At 44.9% G+C, this 17,609-nt stretch carries 17 protein-coding genes and 1 other RNA gene; 7 read left to right on the top strand and 11 right to left on the bottom strand.

The window, feature by feature from the left end; genetic code table 11:
• Positions 1-46: 46 nt before the first annotated feature.
• Genes OH460_RS25025 through OH460_RS25015 form a run of 3 tightly spaced genes read right to left on the bottom strand, consistent with a single transcriptional unit; the run spans position 47 to position 3,060 of the window.
• On the bottom strand, positions 47-1,270 hold the full coding sequence (locus tag OH460_RS25025; protein WP_269999908.1) for an FAD-dependent 2-octaprenylphenol hydroxylase: 1,224 nt from the start codon (positions 1,268-1,270) through the stop codon (positions 47-49).
• A gap of 12 nt (positions 1,271-1,282) precedes the next feature.
• A complete protein-coding gene (ubiH, locus tag OH460_RS25020; protein WP_269999909.1) occupies positions 1,283-2,461 on the bottom strand; it encodes a 2-octaprenyl-6-methoxyphenyl hydroxylase in 1,179 nt (392 codons plus the stop codon).
• A 23-nt stretch (positions 2,462-2,484) separates the two neighbouring features.
• A complete protein-coding gene (locus OH460_RS25015) occupies positions 2,485-3,060 on the bottom strand; it encodes a YecA/YgfB family protein (RefSeq protein ID WP_061032430.1) in 576 nt (191 codons plus the stop codon).
• A gap of 307 nt (positions 3,061-3,367) precedes the next feature.
• Here OH460_RS25015 and zapA point away from each other — a divergent pair, with 307 nt between their 5' ends.
• The 5 genes from zapA (at position 3,368) to serA (ending at position 6,727) form a co-directional block, all read left to right on the top strand.
• Positions 3,368-3,676, top strand: a complete 309-nt coding sequence (gene zapA, locus OH460_RS25010; protein WP_004735366.1) for a cell division protein ZapA — start codon at positions 3,368-3,370, stop codon at positions 3,674-3,676.
• Positions 3,677-3,687: 11 nt separating this feature from the next.
• A non-coding RNA gene (gene ssrS / locus OH460_RS25005) (6S RNA) lies at positions 3,688-3,871 on the top strand.
• A gap of 6 nt (positions 3,872-3,877) precedes the next feature.
• Complete coding sequence (locus OH460_RS25000; protein WP_269999907.1) at positions 3,878-4,477, top strand: 5-formyltetrahydrofolate cyclo-ligase; 600 nt, start codon at positions 3,878-3,880, stop codon at positions 4,475-4,477.
• 102 nt (positions 4,478-4,579) lie between these two features.
• Positions 4,580-5,236 carry a ribose-5-phosphate isomerase RpiA gene (rpiA, locus tag OH460_RS24995; RefSeq protein WP_004739007.1) on the top strand — a complete coding sequence of 219 codons (657 nt, stop codon included), beginning with the start codon at positions 4,580-4,582 and terminating at the stop codon, positions 5,234-5,236.
• 261 nt (positions 5,237-5,497) lie between these two features.
• Entirely contained in the window at positions 5,498-6,727 is a 1,230-nt protein-coding gene (gene serA, locus OH460_RS24990; protein ID WP_061032428.1) for a phosphoglycerate dehydrogenase, read from the top strand.
• Positions 6,728-6,823: 96 nt separating this feature from the next.
• On the opposite strand, the gene OH460_RS24985 is transcribed toward serA, so the two are convergent.
• Positions 6,824-7,537, bottom strand: a complete 714-nt coding sequence (locus OH460_RS24985) for an oxidative stress defense protein (protein ID WP_269999905.1) — start codon at positions 7,535-7,537, stop codon at positions 6,824-6,826.
• A gap of 111 nt (positions 7,538-7,648) precedes the next feature.
• Positions 7,649-8,545 (bottom strand): LysR family transcriptional regulator ArgP, encoded by an 897-nt coding sequence (locus OH460_RS24980; protein WP_269999903.1) that lies wholly within the window; start codon positions 8,543-8,545, stop codon positions 7,649-7,651.
• A gap of 142 nt (positions 8,546-8,687) precedes the next feature.
• On the opposite strand from OH460_RS24980, the gene OH460_RS24975 reads away from it, so the two are divergent.
• Positions 8,688-9,317, top strand: a complete 630-nt coding sequence (locus OH460_RS24975) for a LysE/ArgO family amino acid transporter (RefSeq protein ID WP_017629563.1) — start codon at positions 8,688-8,690, stop codon at positions 9,315-9,317.
• Positions 9,318-9,383: 66 nt separating this feature from the next.
• Here the strand turns inward: OH460_RS24975 and OH460_RS24970 are convergent, their stop codons facing one another.
• On the bottom strand, positions 9,384-9,905 hold the full coding sequence (locus OH460_RS24970; protein ID WP_269999900.1) for a TetR/AcrR family transcriptional regulator: 522 nt from the start codon (positions 9,903-9,905) through the stop codon (positions 9,384-9,386).
• A 115-nt stretch (positions 9,906-10,020) separates the two neighbouring features.
• Here OH460_RS24970 and OH460_RS24965 point away from each other — a divergent pair, with 115 nt between their 5' ends.
• Entirely contained in the window at positions 10,021-10,263 is a 243-nt protein-coding gene (locus tag OH460_RS24965) for a hypothetical protein (protein ID WP_269999899.1), read from the top strand.
• A gap of 111 nt (positions 10,264-10,374) precedes the next feature.
• On the opposite strand, the gene mscS is transcribed toward OH460_RS24965, so the two are convergent.
• The 5 genes from mscS to tkt form a co-directional block, all read right to left on the bottom strand.
• Positions 10,375-11,241 (bottom strand): small-conductance mechanosensitive channel MscS, encoded by an 867-nt coding sequence (mscS, locus tag OH460_RS24960; protein ID WP_269999898.1) that lies wholly within the window; start codon positions 11,239-11,241, stop codon positions 10,375-10,377.
• Positions 11,242-11,620: 379 nt separating this feature from the next.
• Entirely contained in the window at positions 11,621-12,697 is a 1,077-nt protein-coding gene (fbaA, locus tag OH460_RS24955) for a class II fructose-bisphosphate aldolase (RefSeq protein WP_061032423.1), read from the bottom strand.
• A gap of 155 nt (positions 12,698-12,852) precedes the next feature.
• Positions 12,853-14,016: a phosphoglycerate kinase gene (locus tag OH460_RS24950; protein ID WP_061032422.1), complete on the bottom strand. Its 1,164-nt coding sequence runs from the start codon at positions 14,014-14,016 to the stop codon at positions 12,853-12,855.
• A 165-nt stretch (positions 14,017-14,181) separates the two neighbouring features.
• Positions 14,182-15,231 carry an erythrose-4-phosphate dehydrogenase gene (gene epd / locus OH460_RS24945; RefSeq protein ID WP_008223573.1) on the bottom strand — a complete coding sequence of 350 codons (1,050 nt, stop codon included), beginning with the start codon at positions 15,229-15,231 and terminating at the stop codon, positions 14,182-14,184.
• Between the two features lie 215 nt (positions 15,232-15,446).
• Complete coding sequence (tkt, locus tag OH460_RS24940; RefSeq protein ID WP_269999895.1) at positions 15,447-17,441, bottom strand: transketolase; 1,995 nt, start codon at positions 17,439-17,441, stop codon at positions 15,447-15,449.
• Positions 17,442-17,609: the final 168 nt, after the last annotated feature.

Here is a 17,609-nt window from a genome sequence, read left to right as displayed (position 1 = left end):
CTTTTTTCGCATTAATGACTCTACGAATCATAGGTACATTCAGGCGTTATCGATGAATCACAGGGCGCTTTGCCAGATCAGGAAGATTACCCGCAAGACCCAGAGCTCGCTTCATAATTTCATCTTTTGCACCAGGCAACTGACCCGCAAGCTTCATACCTATGCCACGAATCAGCTTCTTAGCTGGGTTATCGCCTTCAAACAGATCTTTAAAGCCCTGCATCGAAGCAATCATCTTCGCCGCTTCTGCTTTTCTCCAGCGCTCATAACCACGTAAGTTACGCTTAGTACCAATGTCTTCACCTGCAGCCCAAAGCTTTAATAGCTCTTGTGCTAGGCTGGCTGCATCTAACAAACCAAGGTTAACGCCCTGCCCTGCAAGCGGGTGAATGGTATGCGCTGCATCACCCACCAAAGCTACGCGTTCTACTGCGAAGTCACGCGCATATCGCATACGCAATGGGAAAGCAAAACGCTCACCAACCACTTCACATAAGCCAAGCTTTGCATCGAACTCAGCTGTTAACTGCTTGTTGAATTCAGCATCCGACATTGATACTAGGTTCTCGGCACGATTAGGCTCAGTAGACCAAACAATCGAGCTCATGTTGCTCGGTTGCATTGGTAAGAATGCCAACGGACCCTGTGGCGTAAATATTTGACGAGCCACACTATGATGCGGTTCTGCGGTTTTAACATTAGCAACAATTGCACTGTGTCCATAATCCCAATGCGTTAGCGGAATATCTTGCTGCTTGCGAACCCAAGAGTTAGCTCCATCCGCACCCACAACGAGTTTAGCCGTTAGTGCTTGACCGTTATCTAAAGTCAGCCATGCTTCACTTTCACCAATTGCCATTGTTTTGCACGTTGCAGGCATGTACAGGCTCACATTGTCTTGCCTCTTCACTTGCTCAAGCAAGGCTAATTGAATCACACGGTTCTCAACAATATGACCGAGGTTCGGTTGCGCTAAACGCGTTGAATCAAATTCAATGCGTGCGAAGCTATCTTGTTCCCATACTTCCATCGCTTGATAAGGGGCGGCACGTCTTTGTTCAATTCCCTGCCACGCACCTAGATTACGCAAAATCACCTCACTAGAACGGCTCAATGCAGAAACTCGTACGTCTGGCAGTTCATTCAGCCCTTCACTAGGCGCTCTGCCTTCAATCACAGCGATTCTCAGGTCGCTGTCTTTCAGGGCAGCAGCAAGCGCTAAGCCAACCATCCCTCCACCAACAATTGCGATATCAACACTTTGCATCATTATTTATCTACCTTATCTTTCTACTAGGCCAAGCGTATGACGCAAAAGTGGACCTTTAAGTGGTGGAAGGTTATCCATAACAGATAACCCAAGGTTGCGCCCGATACGAGCGGTTAAAAAGTCATTTGAGAACAGATGCACTAGGCTCGATGTCAGTGTAATCGTCGCCCCTCTGTCCTGTTCTCTACGTTTTCTAAAGTTAACAAGACCAGTGTATCGACCAACATCATCCAACTGAGTACACAACTCTTCGGCTAAAGAAGCCACATCACGGATACCAAGGTTAAAGCCCTGACCCGCGATCGGGTGAAGAGTTTGAGCGGCATTGCCGACAATCGCAAATCGATGAGAGATATTTTGTTGTCGGTGACGAAGAATCAGAGGATAGCTCGCACGCTTACCCACCTTCTCTAAACGGCCTAATCGCCAACCAAAATCATTCTGCAGCTGTTCAAGGAACTGGCTGTCATTTAAAGCCATGACTTTATCAGCTTGCTCTGGAGGTAAACACCACACTAACGATAGGCGGTTGTCCGTCATCGGCAATAAAGCAACTGGCCCATGATGGGTAAAACGCTCAAAGGCACGACCTTGATGCAGCTCGCTCGCCACAATGTTGGCAATGACAGCCACTTGCTCAAAGTCATGCTCGCTCAACGAAATATTCAGTTGTTGGCAGCAGGTAGAGATCGCTCCGTCAGCTGCAACCAACAACTTAGTAGTAATGGTTTGCCCACTGTTAAGGTCAATGGTCGTCAGTAAATCACTACGCTCAATTTTCGCTACTGAGTCAGGGCACAACATCGTGATGCTCGCTTCAGACTCCAGCTTTTGCTGATAGATTCGACCGACATCCGCCAACTCGACCACATAACCAAGTGCATCAACCGCAAGATCTTCGCTGTAAATATCAGTCATCCCTGCATGCCCACGATCCGAGACATGAATATCTTTAATCGGGGTAGCGACAGGAGCGATCGATTGCCACAACTGCAACGAATCAAGGATCTGCACTGTGCCATAAGACAAAGCGATCGAACGAGAATCAAATCCAGGGTGAGCTTGATGATCAACCTGATAAGGCTCCACTACCGCAATCGACAGTGAACCTTGGCTTAGGTGATTCAAAGCCAGGGCTAAGGTTGCCCCTGCCATCGCACCACCAGCAATTACAACATCATATTGAGCCATCATAACCTCAAACCGACAAACGATTAGTGAATGGTTGGCGCCGCATCTTCAGATGGGCGTGCACCGAATTCAGCATGAATGGTTAATGCACACGCTTTTACGTGCTCAATAACGTGCTCTAGAAGTTGTGCTTGTTCTTCTAGATCATCATCTTCATCAATGCCTAGCTTTGCCATCTCTTCAAGATCAGCCAGTGCTTCTTTAGTGCCTTCCGATGCTTTGTTTAACTGAGCGCCAACAAGCCCTAAACCAGAGATAAAGTGGTTAATCCAGTCAGACACACCATCCGCCAAATCAAACAGGCTTGCACTTGCGTCTTCGTCAGGTAACAACATAGACAATTCCATGCCTGAGCCTGTGATCTCGTTAGTAGTTACCTTCAGGGTTGCTTCCGCTAAGGTTAACGCGCGGTCTGGCCAACCCATGCCTTCATTGGTGTAATCAAAGATCAGTGGCTGCCAGCTTTTATCTGCAAGGCTTAAGCCTCCGCTTAACATACCCGTTAATAAACCGTGCATCTCAGCAGGGGTTACGGCTAGACTTGCCGATTGAAGTTCAGTCGCAACCGTTAGGTAATCAGGTAAAGTAGTTTCGCTCATCAGATAGCTCGCTCAGTTGTTCTTTATATCGATAGTATAATCGTACCACTTCACCCCAATTCTGGTAAGCATCGATCCCTAGCAATTGAAGAATGACTGACTACCAATTGTTCAATTTGCTGAATTACTGTGTGCTCAAGCTCTCATTTACAAACAGTCACTCTGAAAAGCTTGAATCTTAATAGCGGTTTACCTATAGTTTCTCCCTCAGAGGAGATTGCTTCCTCATCGGTACTTGCACTTTTTGTTTCAAGAAAATAACGAAGAGCAACAGCCTTAAAATAGCGCGTTAAAGAGTTCATCCATCATGAGTAATCAAGCGGTAGACGTTGAAATATTAGGAAAACTGACTCGAGTGAATTGTCCACCAGGGCAAGAAGAGTCATTGATTGCAGCGGCGGCCGATCTTGATAATCGATTGAAAGAGATGGCTGAACGTACTAAGGTAACCAATGAAGTGAAGCTGCTGACTATCGCAGCTCTGAACATTTGCTATGAATTACAAACCAAGAAATTTGAAGCAAATGACGAACAAAACGCACTGACCGAGCGAATGGAACAGCTCACAACATCACTTTCAGATGTTCTCAGTAAGGTTAAGCACGGACAGCAATAGCGTACACAAAATTTACCCTGGAGTGTTTGTCAGAGGATTCACGTCCCCGAGCCGATAAGCAATCCCTAAGGGTTAGTACTTGAGTGCTATTGAGCATGCTCGGCCCGACCGAGAAGCCTACGGTAATCATTGCTGATCCGCCTTGAACTCGCTGGTTCAAGGGCCATCTATTCTCAACGGCACTTTGGGGTATCCCTTCTTATGAAGACGCTCACACGCAGCGAATTTCGCAAACAGATCCGTATTAAGCGCAACTCCCTATCTAACGAACAACAAGCTCAATCCGGTTTAGACTTAGTTAAGCAGTGCGCTCAACTCGATGACATTCAGTCTGCTCAACATATCGCACTTTATATCTCGATCGATGGTGAACTTGATACCCAACCTTTAATCGAGTGGTTATGGTCGCAAGGTAAGCAAACTTATTTACCAGTATTACACCCGTTCTCTGACGGACACCTGTTGTTTCTGCACTACTCTCCAACCACACCCACTGTTTTAAATAAGTACGGCATTGTAGAACCCCAGCTTAATCAAACGTTGGTGAAACCTTGTCAGCAACTCGACCTCATCCTGACGCCCCTTGTCGGCTTTGACTCTCATGGTCACCGCTTAGGTATGGGCGGCGGCTATTACGATCGCACCCTAGCAAAGTGGTTTGCGACCGGCGAAGGTGCAACTCCAATTGGTTTAGCTCACGATTGCCAACATGTCGATACTCTACCGATTGAGGAGTGGGACATTCCGTTACCTAAAATCGTGACTCCGAGTAAAACTTGGCAATGGGAAAGTGACCATTAAAGCGCTATAATCCCGCCGCAAACGTTAACCTTGATATACAAACGTTAACTTCAATACGCGAACGATTAATTCAAAGCGCAAGACCTTATTCAGGAGAATGGCATGACTCAAGATGAAATGAAAAAAGCAGCTGGTTGGGCAGCACTTAAATATGTTGAAGAAGGCAGCATTGTAGGTGTTGGTACTGGCTCTACAGTAAATCACTTCATCGACGCACTGGGCACAATGAAAGACAAAATCAAAGGTGCAGTTTCAAGCTCTGTTGCTTCAACGCAACGCCTAGAAGAGCTAGAGATCAAAGTGTATGAGTGTAATGATGTTGCTAAGCTAGACATCTATGTAGATGGCGCAGACGAGATCAACCCAACTCGCGACATGATCAAGGGCGGCGGTGCAGCTCTAACTCGTGAAAAAATCGTAGCGGCTATCTCTGATAAATTTGTATGTATTGTTGATGGCACGAAAGCTGTTGATGTACTGGGTAAATTCCCTCTACCGGTAGAAGTTATCCCAATGGCTCGTTCATACGTGGCACGTGAGCTAGTTAAGCTTGGTGGTGACCCGGTTTACCGTGAAGGTTGTACAACGGATAACGGCAACGTGATCCTAGATGTTTACGGCATGGCTATTGAAAACCCGAAACAGCTAGAAGACATCATCAATGGTATTGCTGGTGTGGTAACGGTTGGCCTATTCGCACACCGTGGTGCAGATGTGGTTATCACAGGTACCCCTGAAGGTGCAAAAATCGAAGAATAAATAATAGAAAATTGAGTTTTTCTGTTACTTCATTACATACGGTGCTCAAGGGCGCCGTTTTTTTTGCTTTGCACCTGTAAAATTATGTCTTATTCCGTAATTTTCTTACCCAAAACATTTTTTTTTTGTTACTTTATTGTTCAGAAGACGCACAGGGAAAACGTTTGTCTCCTAACAAAGTGGTGAGTTTGTTCCCCTTTCAGCCATTTTGTAGCACGTGCGCCGCATTTGCCCAACCTTTCCATTTTAAGGACGAGAACAATGGCCAAAGTTTCACTGGAAAAAGAAAAAATAAAAATTCTACTTCTAGAAGGTCTTCACCCTTCTTCAGTAGAAGTACTTCAAGCCGCTGGTTACACAAATATTGAGTACCACAAAGGCTCACTACCTGAAGATGAACTACTTGAAGCAGTTAAAGATGCTCACTTCATCGGTATTCGTTCTCGCACAAACCTTTCCCAAGAAGTGATTGATGCTGCTGAAAAATTGGTTGCTATCGGTTGTTTCTGTATCGGTACTAACCAAGTAAACCTTGAAGCGGCTGCAAAACGTGGCGTACCTGTCTTCAACGCACCATTCTCAAATACGCGAAGCGTTGCGGAACTGGTTCTTGGTCAGGTTCTATTACTACTGCGTGGCATCCCAGAAAAGAACGCTCTTGCGCACCGTGGCATCTGGAAAAAGAGTGCAGACAACTCTTACGAAGCTCGTGGTAAGCGTTTAGGCATTATCGGTTACGGTCACATTGGTACTCAGCTTGGTATTATTGCAGAAAACCTTGGTATGCGTGTTTACTTCTACGATATTGAAAACAAGCTGTCTTTGGGTAACGCAACGCAAGTTCACACCATGACAGAACTGTTGAACAAGTGTGATGTGATCTCTTTGCACGTTCCAGAAACTAACGAAACCAAGAACATGATGGGTAAAGAAGAGTTCGAGCGTATGAAGCCAGGCTCTATCTTTATCAATGCAGCGCGTGGCACTGTAGTCGATATTCCTGCTCTGTGTGGTGCTCTAGATTCTGGCCACCTTGCTGGTGCAGCTATCGATGTATTCCCAACCGAACCAAAAACCAATGCTGACCCATTTGAGTCTCCGTTGATGCAGTTCGATAACGTGATTCTTACACCTCACGTAGGTGGTTCTACTCAAGAAGCGCAAGAGAACATCGGTGTTGAAGTGGCTGGCAAGCTAGCGAAATACTCTGATAACGGCTCTACTCTATCAAGTGTTAACTTCCCAGAGGTATCATTGCCACTACATACAGGCACGTCTCGTTTACTGCACATTCACGAAAACCGCCCTGGTATCCTAACTCAGATCAACACCATCTTCGCTGAAGAAGGCATCAACATCGCGGGTCAGTACCTACAGACTGCGGCTGATATGGGTTATGTAGTTATCGATGTAGAGGCGGACCGTTCAGAAGAAGCATTGCTTAAACTGAAAGAAATCGAAGGCACCATCCGTGCTCGTCTACTTCACTAATCATCGAACTCGATATTAGAAAAACAAAAAGGCTCTCATTACGAGAGCCTTTTTAGTATTTGGCCTATGGTAGGCAATTAGATCATGATGATCTAATTATTCTTCAAGCTGATAGATCACATTGACACGATCACGAATAGTGATCGTTGAGTCTTCATAAGAGTTAGATTCTGTTCTCGCATCCATTGCCATAGAACGCATTAATACCGGCTGAGAAGACTGTGCGTTGTAATCCACACGCCAAACGTCACCAAGCTCACGCTCAAAACCCGTCGCTAATGATTTCGCTCTCGCTCTTGCGTCTTTGATGGCTTCTAAACGCGCTTGTTCTTGGTATTTAGCCTGGTCACGCACTTGCAATTGGATGTTATCGATCTGGTTAATCCCTTGAGCAATAGCAATATCCATATACTCATTGAGATTCGATAACTCTTTTACTTCGACCGTCACATTACGTGAAGCTCGGTAACCGACTAACTCTGGCTTGCCGTCTTTTGGATAGTGATATTGAGGTGCTAGGTACAGGTTAGAGCTGTGTACACTCGCCTCATCAACACCGGCTTGGTGCAGCTTGTTAAGAAAACCGGTTACCACTTTATCAACGGTGATTTTTGCTTGTTCTGCCGTCATCGTTGACTCTACAACTCTGACCGAAAACGTCGCCATATCGGGCGTCGCGATTACTTCGCCATAACCGGTGGTAGAAATATGCGGAAAAGATGGCGAGTTAGCCAATGCAGAAAAGCTCACAGCGCTCAAGGCAGCAGTAAGGGCAAGAGAGGTTGCTAACATCTTTGGTACAAACTTCATGGGGGGAGACCTATGCTAAACAAATGTCTTTTCATCATAGAGTAATTTGTCGCTTATCCAATCCAGACGCAACACTTCTAACAGAACTTTGACGCTGAAAAAACCGCCAACTTACTGTGGTAGATGTTCGTGAGCAAAACTCAAGATCGCTTGCGAGATCTCTTTAAGTACCCCACTTTCAAGCTGCCAATGGTGCCAATAAATCCGATAAGACAATAAAAAACCGGGGGTAATATCAATCAACGAACCCGATTCTAGCTCCTCGATGATCTGTAACCTCGGAATCAAACAGTAGGCAACGCCCGACAATGCCAAACGTACAAATGCTTCTGAGCTACCGACCGTGTGATTGATCACACTGTCTCTAGGCACATTAAAATGATCATGCAAAAACTTCTTATGTAGGTCGTCATATTGATCATATGACACTGCAGGGGCTTTTCTCAATGTGGTGTAATTAACCCCTTCAGAAAAATAACGTTGATGAAAGTCAGGACTCGCCACACACACATAATCCATGCGACCAAGGTAGTCGGCACTACAGCCAGGAATCGCTTGAGACTCCAAACTAATAGCACCTGCCACTTCACCACTTTTGATTTTCTCTATGGTTCTCGATTCGCCATGAATAGCAAGATTCAATTCCACTTGGCGCGACTTCATCACACCCGACAAAGCAGGCAGTAACCAAGTGGCTAAGCTATCCGCGTTGGTGGCAATAGATATTGATAAAGGTTGCGCGCTATCTTCATTCATCAACTCAGGCACCAGTTCATGCTCTAACAAACGAACCCTGCGATACAAACCCAACAACTTTTTACCAGCTGGGGTAGGCCTAGGCGGGTTTTCTCTCACCAAAGCAGGTTGAGCTAACCACTTTTCTAGCTGTTTGATGCGTTGAGACACCGCAGACTGGGAGATATATAACTGCTCCGCAGCCCTTTCAAAGCTACGTTGTTTCACCACAGCATCCAGTGCTTCTATCCACTTATAATCCAATCCACGCATCAATTTGCTTCCTTTTTAAGCTAACTCAACACCACATTAGCAACTCTAATAATAGATTAAAATCATTAATTATACTTATTTAAAGGGTCGGAGTATCTTCGCCATATAGCACGTAAATATCGTTAAATAAGTGGAGGTTAAAATGAGTTTTTGGGTTTTATTGCAAGGTTTTGGTCTAGGGGCAAGCATGATTATCCCTATTGGCGCTCAGAATGCGTACGTCCTAAATCAAGGAATAAAGCGCAACCACCATTTAACCACAGCGACAATTTGTAGTCTGCTCGACACTCTGTTTATCTCATTGGGTATTTTTGGTGGCGGTGCGATTCTGTCGCAAAATGAATTGCTACTCACCTCAGTGACGTTAGGCGGCATCGCTTTTCTAACCGTGTATGGTTTGTTATCACTGCGCAGTGCCTTTAAAGCGCCCTCAAGCGAGGAATCAAAAGGAGAGATACTGGCTCGTGGTAAGCGCACCGTTATTTTGGGCGCCTTGGCGGTGACAGTATTAAACCCACACCTCTATTTAGATACCGTGGTGATTCTTGGATCGATTGGCGGGCAGTTTGAAGGTAACGACAGAATTGCTTTTGCTATGGGAACCATCTTGGCTTCGTTCGTTTGGTTTTACTCTTTGTCATTGGGCGCAGCAAAGCTAGGCCCAACGCTATCTAAACCGAATGTTAAGAAAGGCATTGATATCGCTGTTGCGACCATGATGTTCGCAATTGCAGCAGTGCTTACCAATGGACTGATTGAGCAATACTGGTAATCACTTCAAGAACAGAGACTACCGACCAAGCCAGAGAAGACATCAGTAACTCATTCATATAGTGAGTTACGCTAGAATGACTCGAATTTTACTGTTCAGTTCACTCAGCGCAGCTTCAAGGCTTGGTTCCGGTTGGCTTAAATGATTTATCAAGGTCATGAAATAGCTATCCATAATCAATGGCATTTTTTCAGAAATAGATGCATCGACATTAACCGTCTGAAACAGTGCCTGATCAAAGGTGCGGTAATAGTCTAGATCCCAAATGACCTCTTTGAGTAACGCTCGACTTAACTCAACATTATCAAAATAATAGCGGTAGTAGTGTTCAATCAGCGAGATACCGACATCCACAACACGTTTATCTTGCTCAGCAGCTAACACCTCCTGACCAATCTTTTCCAACTGCGATAGCATTCCTTCTCGAAGAATCGTCAGCTTGGTTTCAAAATGACTAAACACCGTGCCATCTGCTACACCCGCGTGACGAGCGATCTGGCGAGTTGTGGTGTTGTCATAACCATTCTCCCCAAACAGCTCCCAAGCAGATGTTAGGATCTTCTGTTTCGTTATCTCTCTCTTACTCACGAAAATACACCCTTCTCAAATCAAGCTTGATCATACTCTTAGTGCTCTAATTTGACAAATTGAGCGCGCTCAATTATAAAAATGAGCATGCTCATTTTAATTTGGAGATACGGAGATGATGAATTTGTTAAACCGACTGGGACAAGTGATTATTTTTCTGCCCACGATCTTTTGCTTCTCTTACCTACTTCGACCACTACTGATGATGATTCTGATTCCTGGCGGTTTATGTTTATTGGCTATCTTGGGAGGGAAAGAAGTAAGAAAGCCCTTATATGCGATGTTGAAAACATCGTTGTGGCCGACGTCGAGTAGAACGCGAAATAGGGATATACAAAGAAAAGAAGCTAAGCAGTAACAACAACTAAGGAGTAAGAGGAATCATATTGAAAACAACAAAAAAGGCGGACAACCTAAGTTATCCGCCTTTCGTTATAAAAGCTTACCGCTGTAAAAGCCGATTAAAGAATTAAGCTTCTACTTTATTCATGTGCACATCCATTTGTGGGAATGGAATTTCGATACCTTCTTTATCCAAGCCTTCTTTGATTGCTTGCATCAGGTCGAAGTAAACATTCCAGTACTCTGCAGTGCTAACCCATGGACGAACCACGAAGTTAACTGAAGAGTCAGCAAGTGCGTGAACACCCACTTGAACGCCAGGTTCTTTCAACACGCGCTCATCAGATTCACAGATCTTAGTCAGAAGTTCTTTGGTCTTTTGTAGATCAGCACCGTAAGAAACTCCGATCATTAGGTCAATACGACGTGTGTCATGACGAGAGTAGTTCGTAATTGGGCTACCGATAACGCTGCCGTTTGGTACCACAACCATTTTGTTGTCAGGTGTTGTTAGAACAGTTTGGAAGATTTGAATTGAATCAACTGAACCCGCTACACCACCGATTTCCACGTAGTCACCAGACTTGAATGGACGGAATGCAACAATAAGTACACCAGCAGCAAAGTTAGATAGTGAGCCTTGTAGAGCCAGACCGATAGCTAAACCAGCCGCACCAATTACAGCAACGACAGATGCTGTTTGAACACCTAAGCGACCAAGAGCTGCAATTAGAACAATAACAAATAACAAGTAACGAACTAAGCCATGGATAAACTCGACAACCGCTCGGTCCATTTTCTTCTTCTGAAGAACCTTAGACACGCTATTCGCTACTGCTTTAACGATTAAGTTACCAATAAATAGAATAACGAGCGCAGAAATAATGTTTACACCGTATTGAATAAACAAATCTGAGTTATCCGTTAACCATTGTTCTGCATTTGAAAGACCATCCACAAGCGGGGTCTCAATCGTTGTAGAACTCTCAGCCATAATGTGCATCCTCTATGTAATATGCTATGAGCTAAACTGCCTTAAACCAAGCCTTACTATTTAACCGCCACCTTTAATTTGTACAATTAAATCATAACGTTAACGTAAAAACTTGCTAAGTCCTTTTTACGAAACAGAGTGTCTACCCCTGTTTTTCGGCACGATATCCTATCTTTGACAGATTGCAAAGTCATATTTATGTAAGCCTTTGAATAAAGGAAGCTTACGCATAAACACAAATACCGATAACTAAAAGACTACGAAATTTATTCACCGTACGCTAGGTTTTTCACATAAATAATACAATTTTTTATCAGACACAAAAAAACCCGCTCGATGAGCGGGTTTTTAAAACTTAAAGAGTACTTAATTCAAAGAATTATAGTACGTCTACAGCGTTAAGGTCAGCGAATGCTTTCTCAAGACGAGTAACCATAGAAGCTTGACCAGCACGTAGCCATACGCGTGGATCGTAGTACTTCTTGTTTGGCGCAGCTTCGCCAGTTGGGTTACCGATTTGACCTTGTAGGAAATCGAAGTTATCAGCAGAGTACTGACGGATACCATCCCAAGTTGCCCACTGTGTATCAGTATCGATGTTCATTTTGATAACACCGTAGCCGATAGACTCTTGGATTTCTTCTTCAGAAGAACCAGAACCACCGTGGAATACGAAGTTTAGAGCGTTAGGTGCGATACCGAACTTCTCTGCACAGTATGCTTGAGAATCACGTAGGATAGTTGGAGTAAGTACAACGTTACCAGCTTGGTAAACACCGTGTACGTTACCGAAAGAAGCAGCGATAGTGAAACGTGGGCTAACAGCCATTAGTTTCTCGTATGCGTATGCTACGTCTTCTGGAGAAGTGTAAAGCTCAGATGCGTCCATATCAGAGTTATCAACGCCGTCTTCTTCACCACCAGTACAACCAAGTTCGATTTCGATTGTCATGTTCATTTTAGCCATGCGCTCTAGGTACTTAGCACATGTTTCGATGTTCTCTTCTAGAGACTCTTCAGAAAGGTCTAGCATGTGAGAAGAGAATAGAGGCTTACCAGTTTGTGCGAAGAACTCTTCACCAGCGTCTAGTAGACCGTCGATCCATGGAAGTAGTTTCTTAGCAGCGTGGTCAGTGTGTAGAATAACTGGAACGCCGTAAGCTTCAGCTACAGCGTGTACGTATTTAGCACCAGCTACAGCACCAAGGATTTGTGCACCTTGACCTTCAAGTTTAACGCCTTTACCTGCGAAGAATGCAGCGCCACCGTTAGAGAACTGAACAACTACTGGAGATTTAACTTTAGCAGCTGCTTCTAGTACTGCGTTTACAGAGTCAGTACCAACAACGTTTACAGCAGGAAGAGCAAATTTGTTTTCTTTTGCTACTTCAAATACTTTCTGTACGTCATCGCCAGAAATCACACCAGGTTTTACAAAATCGAAGATCTTAGACATGGAAATAGTCCTATTTATTCTATCGTTTTAAGATTAAAAAACTTAAGTTTAAAAACTTGCAATCGTTTGCTCACAACTTATGCCATTCTAGCAAAAAAGTGTGATATGCAGCAAACGTTAAAAGGCGAGATTCGCATCTCGCCTTTCTAAATCAATTATGCTTTAGCACGCTCTTCAAGCATTGCTACTGCAGGAAGTACTTTACCTTCAACGAACTCAAGGAAAGCGCCGCCGCCAGTAGAGATGTAAGAAACGTCAGCTTTGATACCGAACTTGTCGATAGCTGCTAGCGTGTCACCACCACCTGCTACAGAGAAACCAGCAGACTCAGCGATTGCTTTAGAGATACCTGCTGTACCCGCTTCGAAGTTCTTGAATTCGAATACGCCTACAGGGCCGTTCCAAAGGATCGTTTTTGCGTTGCCGATGATTTCAGCTAGAGCAGCAGTTGAATCTGGACCTAGGTCGAAAATCATGTCGTCGTCTGCAACTTCAGATACGTGTTTGATTTCAGCTTCTGCGTTCTCGTCGAATGCTTTAGCACATGCAACGTCAGTCGCTACTGGAATAGCACACTCTTTCATCAGCTTCTTAGCAGTGTCAACTAGGTCTGCTTCGTATAGAGACTTACCTACGTTGTGACCTTCAGCTGCGATGAATGTGTTTGCGATACCACCACCAACAACTAGTTGGTCTGCAACTTTAGATAGAGACTCAAGAACCGTTAGCTTAGTAGAAACTTTAGAACCACCAACGATAGCAACTAGTGGACGCTCTGGGTTATCCATTGCTTTACCTAGTGCTTCTAGCTCAGCAGCAAGAAGAGGACCAGCACATGCTACAGGAGCGTGAGTACCAACACCGTGAGTAGATGCTTGTGCACGGTGAGCCGTACCGAATGCATCCATTACGAAGATGTCACATAGAGATGCGTATGCTTTAGATAGCTCTTCTTCGTTCTTCTTCTCGCCTTTGTTGAAGCGAACGTTTTCTAGAACAACTAGTTCACCAGCGTTTAGCTCTAAGCCGTTTAGGTAGTCTTTAGCCAGTTTAACTTCGCAGTCTAGTGCGTCGTTTAGGTAGTTAACTACAGGAGCTAGAGAGAACTCTTCGTTGTACTCGCCTTCAGTAGGACGACCAAGGTGAGAAGTAACCATTACTTTTGCACCAGCTTCTAGACAAAGCTTGATAGTTGGTAGAGATGCTAGGATACGTGCATCTGAAGTTACTTTACCGTCTTTTACTGGTACGTTTAGGTCAGCACGGATAAATACGCGTTTACCTGCAAGTTCCAGGTCAGTCATCTTGATCACAGACATGATTTGTCCTCTCAAATTTAAATAAAAATAAAGTTTGGAAACTCAGCAACCCTGCCAAGCCTATAAATTATTCAACTGGTAGTTCTTTAACTACTAGTAATATGTGGACTCTCGTTATTTATTTCAAGCTAAAAAATAAATAATCCACACATTTGCTTCTAGGTCTTACTTCTTGCCTTCAGAAGCTTGCATTGCAAGAACCGTATCTAGCATTCGGTTCGCAAAGCCCCATTCATTATCACACCACACTAGCATTTTTACTAAGTGGCCATTGCTCACTCGAGTTTGTGAACCATCAACAATCGCGCTATGGGGATCATGATTAAAGTCGATGGATACGAGCGGCGCTTCAGTATAGTCAACGATGTTGTGTAATGTACACTGAGATGCGTTAACAATGGTTTGATTTACGTCATTAACTTTCACATTCGTATTAATTGTGACACTTAAATCCATCGCTGTTACGTTTACCGTCGGTACACGCACAGATATTGCTTCGAACTTGTTAGAAAATTTCGGGAAGATTCTTTCAATACCTTTATGCAGTTTGGTATCGACAGGAATAATAGATTGGCTTGCTGCACGAGTACGGCGAAGGTCGCTGTGGTAAGCATCAATAACTTGCTGATCATTCATTGAAGAGTGAATGGTCGTTATGGTGCCTGATTCAATGCCAAAGGCTTCGTCAAGAACCTTAATGATAGGGACGATACAGTTGGTGGTACATGAACCGTTAGAAACGATTCTGTGGTCGGCTTCGATAGTATCGTGATTCACGCCGTAGATAATGGTGTTGTCTAGGTCATTAGCTCCCGGATGTGAGAACAGTACCTTTTTCGCGCCAGCAGCAATGTGCGCTAGGCCGTCTGCACGGCAGCCGTAAACACCAGTACAATCAAGAACGATGTCCACTTCGAGGTCACGCCAAGGAAGCAACTCGATATCAGCAAGGTGTAGAATACGAATCGTATCGAACTCACCTTTATCTTCCACGCCGATGCCATGATGGACATAGATGTGTTCTTGGTCGTTGGAGATCTTCTTACCGAAGCGACCGTGACTGGTATCGTACTGTAATAGGTGAGCCATAGCGTCAGGCTGAGCAAGCTCATTGACAGCTACTACTTTGATTTGTTGGCTTTTGCCACTTTCGTAAACAGCGCGTAATACGTTACGCCCTATTCGTCCAAATCCGTTTATCGCGACTTTTAGCATAGTTCCGTACATCTAACCAAAATTTCGTGCAACAGATGATAACCGAATCCTACCCAAAAGGCATTAGTTGAATAATCCCGTTAGACGAGGACAGGTTAATCTGCCGCTTGTAGAGATAAGCCTAGAAGAAAAGGTATCCCAAATACAAAAAACCGAGCTCAGCGCTCGGTTTTTATCTTTCATTTAACTATTGGCGCAAGGCCGTCAATCAATGATTAAGCAAGAAGCTCTTTTGCTGTGTCCACTACGTTTTCAGTAGTGAAACCGAACATCTTGAATAGCTCACCTGCAGGTGCAGATTCGCCGAACGTTGTCATACCGATGATCTTGCCACCGAAGCCAACGTACTTGTACCAGAAGTCAGCGATGCCAGCTTCTACAGCAATACGAGCTGTAACGTCAGATGGAAGTACAGATTCACGGTATTCAGCGTCTTGCTTGTCGAACGCGTCAGTTGCAGGCATAGATACTACACGTACCTTCTTACCTTCAGCTGTTAGTTCAGCAGCAGCGTTAACCGCTAGCTCAACTTCAGAACCAGTCGCGATAAGGATTAGCTCTGGCTTGCCTTCACAATCTTTCAGGATGTAACCACCCTTCGCGATGTTCGCTACTTGCTCTTCGCTACGCTCTTGCTGTGCAAGGTTTTGACGAGAGAAAATTAGAGACGTTGGGCCGTCTTTACGTTCGATAGCCAGTTTCCAAGCGACTGCAGACTCAACTTGGTCACATGGGCGCCATGTGCTCATGTTTGGCGTCAGACGTAGAGAAGCCATTTGCTCAACTGGTTGGTGAGTTGGGCCATCTTCGCCAAGACCGATAGAGTCGTGCGTGTAAACTTGGATGTTCTGAACTTTCATCAGAGCAGCCATACGCATTGCGTTGCGAGCGTATTCCATGAACATTAGGAATGTCGCGCCGTATGGTACGAAACCACCGTGCAGAGCGATACCGTTCATGATCGCAGTCATACCGAATTCACGTACACCGTAGTGGATGTAGTTACCAGAGAAGTCATTTGCTTCTAGAGACTTAGAGCCGGACCACATAGTTAGGTTCGAAGGCGCTAGGTCAGCAGAGCCGCCCATGAATTCTGGAAGCATTTGACCAAACGCTTCTAGAGCATTTTGAGATGCTTTACGTGAAGCAATGTTTGCAGGGTTAGCTTGAAGATCAGCAATGATTGCGTTTGCTTTCTCTTCCCACTGTGCTGGAAGTTCACCGTTAGTACGACGTTTGAATTCTGCTGCTAGCTCTGGGTAAGCCGCTGCGTAAGCGTCAAACTTCGCGTTCCACGCCGCTTCTTTTGCTGCGCCCGCTTCTTTCGCATTCCACTCAGCTGCGATATCTGCTGGGATTTCGAAAGGACCGTGTTCCCAGCCAAGCGCTGCTTTAGTTGCTGTGATTTCATCAGCACCTAGTGGAGCGCCGTGGCAGTCGTGCGTACCGGCTTTGTTTGGAGAACCAAAACCGATGATAGTTTTAGTACAGATAAGCGTTGGACGAGGGTCTGTTTTAGCTGCTTCGATAGCTGCATTGATTGCTTCAGGATCGTGACCGTCTACTGCTGGAATTACGTGCCAGCCGTATGCTTCAAAACGCTTAGGAGTATCGTCAGAGAACCAACCTTCCACTTCACCATCGATAGAGATACCGTTGTCATCCCAGAAAGCAACCAGCTTACCAAGACCTAGCGTACCAGCTAGTGAACATGCTTCGTGAGAGATACCTTCCATCAGACAGCCATCACCCATGAATGCATAAGTGTAGTGGTCTACGATGTCGTGGCCTTCTTTGTTGAACTGTGCAGCCAGTGCTTTCTCTGCCATTGCCATACCAACAGCGTTAGTGATGCCTTGACCTAGAGGACCCGTCGTTGTCTCGATACCAGGAGCGTAACCGTACTCTGGGTGACCAGGAGTCTTAGAGTGCAGTTGACGGAAGTTTTTCAGATCTTCAATTGAAAGCTCGTAGCCTGCAAGGTGAAGCAGAGAGTAAATCAACATTGAACCATGGCCGTTAGACAGGATAAAACGGTCGCGGTCAGCCCACTCTGGGTTTGCTGGGTTGTGGTTCAAGTGGCCACGCCAAAGAACTTCAGCGATGTCAGCCATACCCATAGGTGCGCCTGGGTGGCCTGAATTTGCTTGTTGAACACCGTCCATGCTAAGTGCGCGGATTGCATTGGCTAGATCTTTACGAGAAGGCATGTCTGCTCCTGGATACATAAGCGATTTAAAAAAGAGATAGTGCTAATGTTTTCATTTTAATTAGCGCGGGTATTCTCTCAAACGACTATTGCGACTGCAAACGTTTTACTGGCATTTTAACGGTCATTTTTCGCAATTTTCGAACATTTACATCACTTGTCAGCCGCT

The sequence above is a fragment of the Vibrio sp. Makdt genome (assembly GCF_027587015.1).
GTDB lineage: Bacteria > Pseudomonadota > Gammaproteobacteria > Enterobacterales > Vibrionaceae > Vibrio > Vibrio chagasii_B.
This window is presented reverse-complemented; position numbering and strand designations above follow the sequence as displayed.

Coding starts and splice junctions, on each gene's coding strand:
- OH460_RS24965 (WP_269999899.1), top strand. CDS start 10,021: ATGATGAATTTGTTAAACCGACTGGGACAAGTGATTATTTTTCTGCCC.
- serA (WP_061032428.1), top strand. CDS start 5,498: ATGGCCAAAGTTTCACTGGAAAAAGAAAAAATAAAAATTCTACTTCTA.
- OH460_RS25000 (WP_269999907.1), top strand. CDS start 3,878: ATGAAGACGCTCACACGCAGCGAATTTCGCAAACAGATCCGTATTAAG.
- tkt (WP_269999895.1), bottom strand. CDS start 17,441: ATGCCTTCTCGTAAAGATCTAGCCAATGCAATCCGCGCACTTAGCATG.
- OH460_RS24980 (WP_269999903.1), bottom strand. CDS start 8,545: ATGCGTGGATTGGATTATAAGTGGATAGAAGCACTGGATGCTGTGGTG.
- OH460_RS24950 (WP_061032422.1), bottom strand. CDS start 14,016: ATGTCTGTGATCAAGATGACTGACCTGGAACTTGCAGGTAAACGCGTA.
- fbaA (WP_061032423.1), bottom strand. CDS start 12,697: ATGTCTAAGATCTTCGATTTTGTAAAACCTGGTGTGATTTCTGGCGAT.
- OH460_RS24985 (WP_269999905.1), bottom strand. CDS start 7,537: ATGAAGTTTGTACCAAAGATGTTAGCAACCTCTCTTGCCCTTACTGCT.
- zapA (WP_004735366.1), top strand. CDS start 3,368: ATGAGTAATCAAGCGGTAGACGTTGAAATATTAGGAAAACTGACTCGA.
- rpiA (WP_004739007.1), top strand. CDS start 4,580: ATGACTCAAGATGAAATGAAAAAAGCAGCTGGTTGGGCAGCACTTAAA.
- OH460_RS25025 (WP_269999908.1), bottom strand. CDS start 1,270: ATGATGCAAAGTGTTGATATCGCAATTGTTGGTGGAGGGATGGTTGGC.
- epd (WP_008223573.1), bottom strand. CDS start 15,231: ATGCTAAAAGTCGCGATAAACGGATTTGGACGAATAGGGCGTAACGTA.
- ubiH (WP_269999909.1), bottom strand. CDS start 2,461: ATGGCTCAATATGATGTTGTAATTGCTGGTGGTGCGATGGCAGGGGCA.
- OH460_RS24975 (WP_017629563.1), top strand. CDS start 8,688: ATGAGTTTTTGGGTTTTATTGCAAGGTTTTGGTCTAGGGGCAAGCATG.
- mscS (WP_269999898.1), bottom strand. CDS start 11,241: ATGGCTGAGAGTTCTACAACGATTGAGACCCCGCTTGTGGATGGTCTT.
- OH460_RS25015 (WP_061032430.1), bottom strand. CDS start 3,060: ATGAGCGAAACTACTTTACCTGATTACCTAACGGTTGCGACTGAACTT.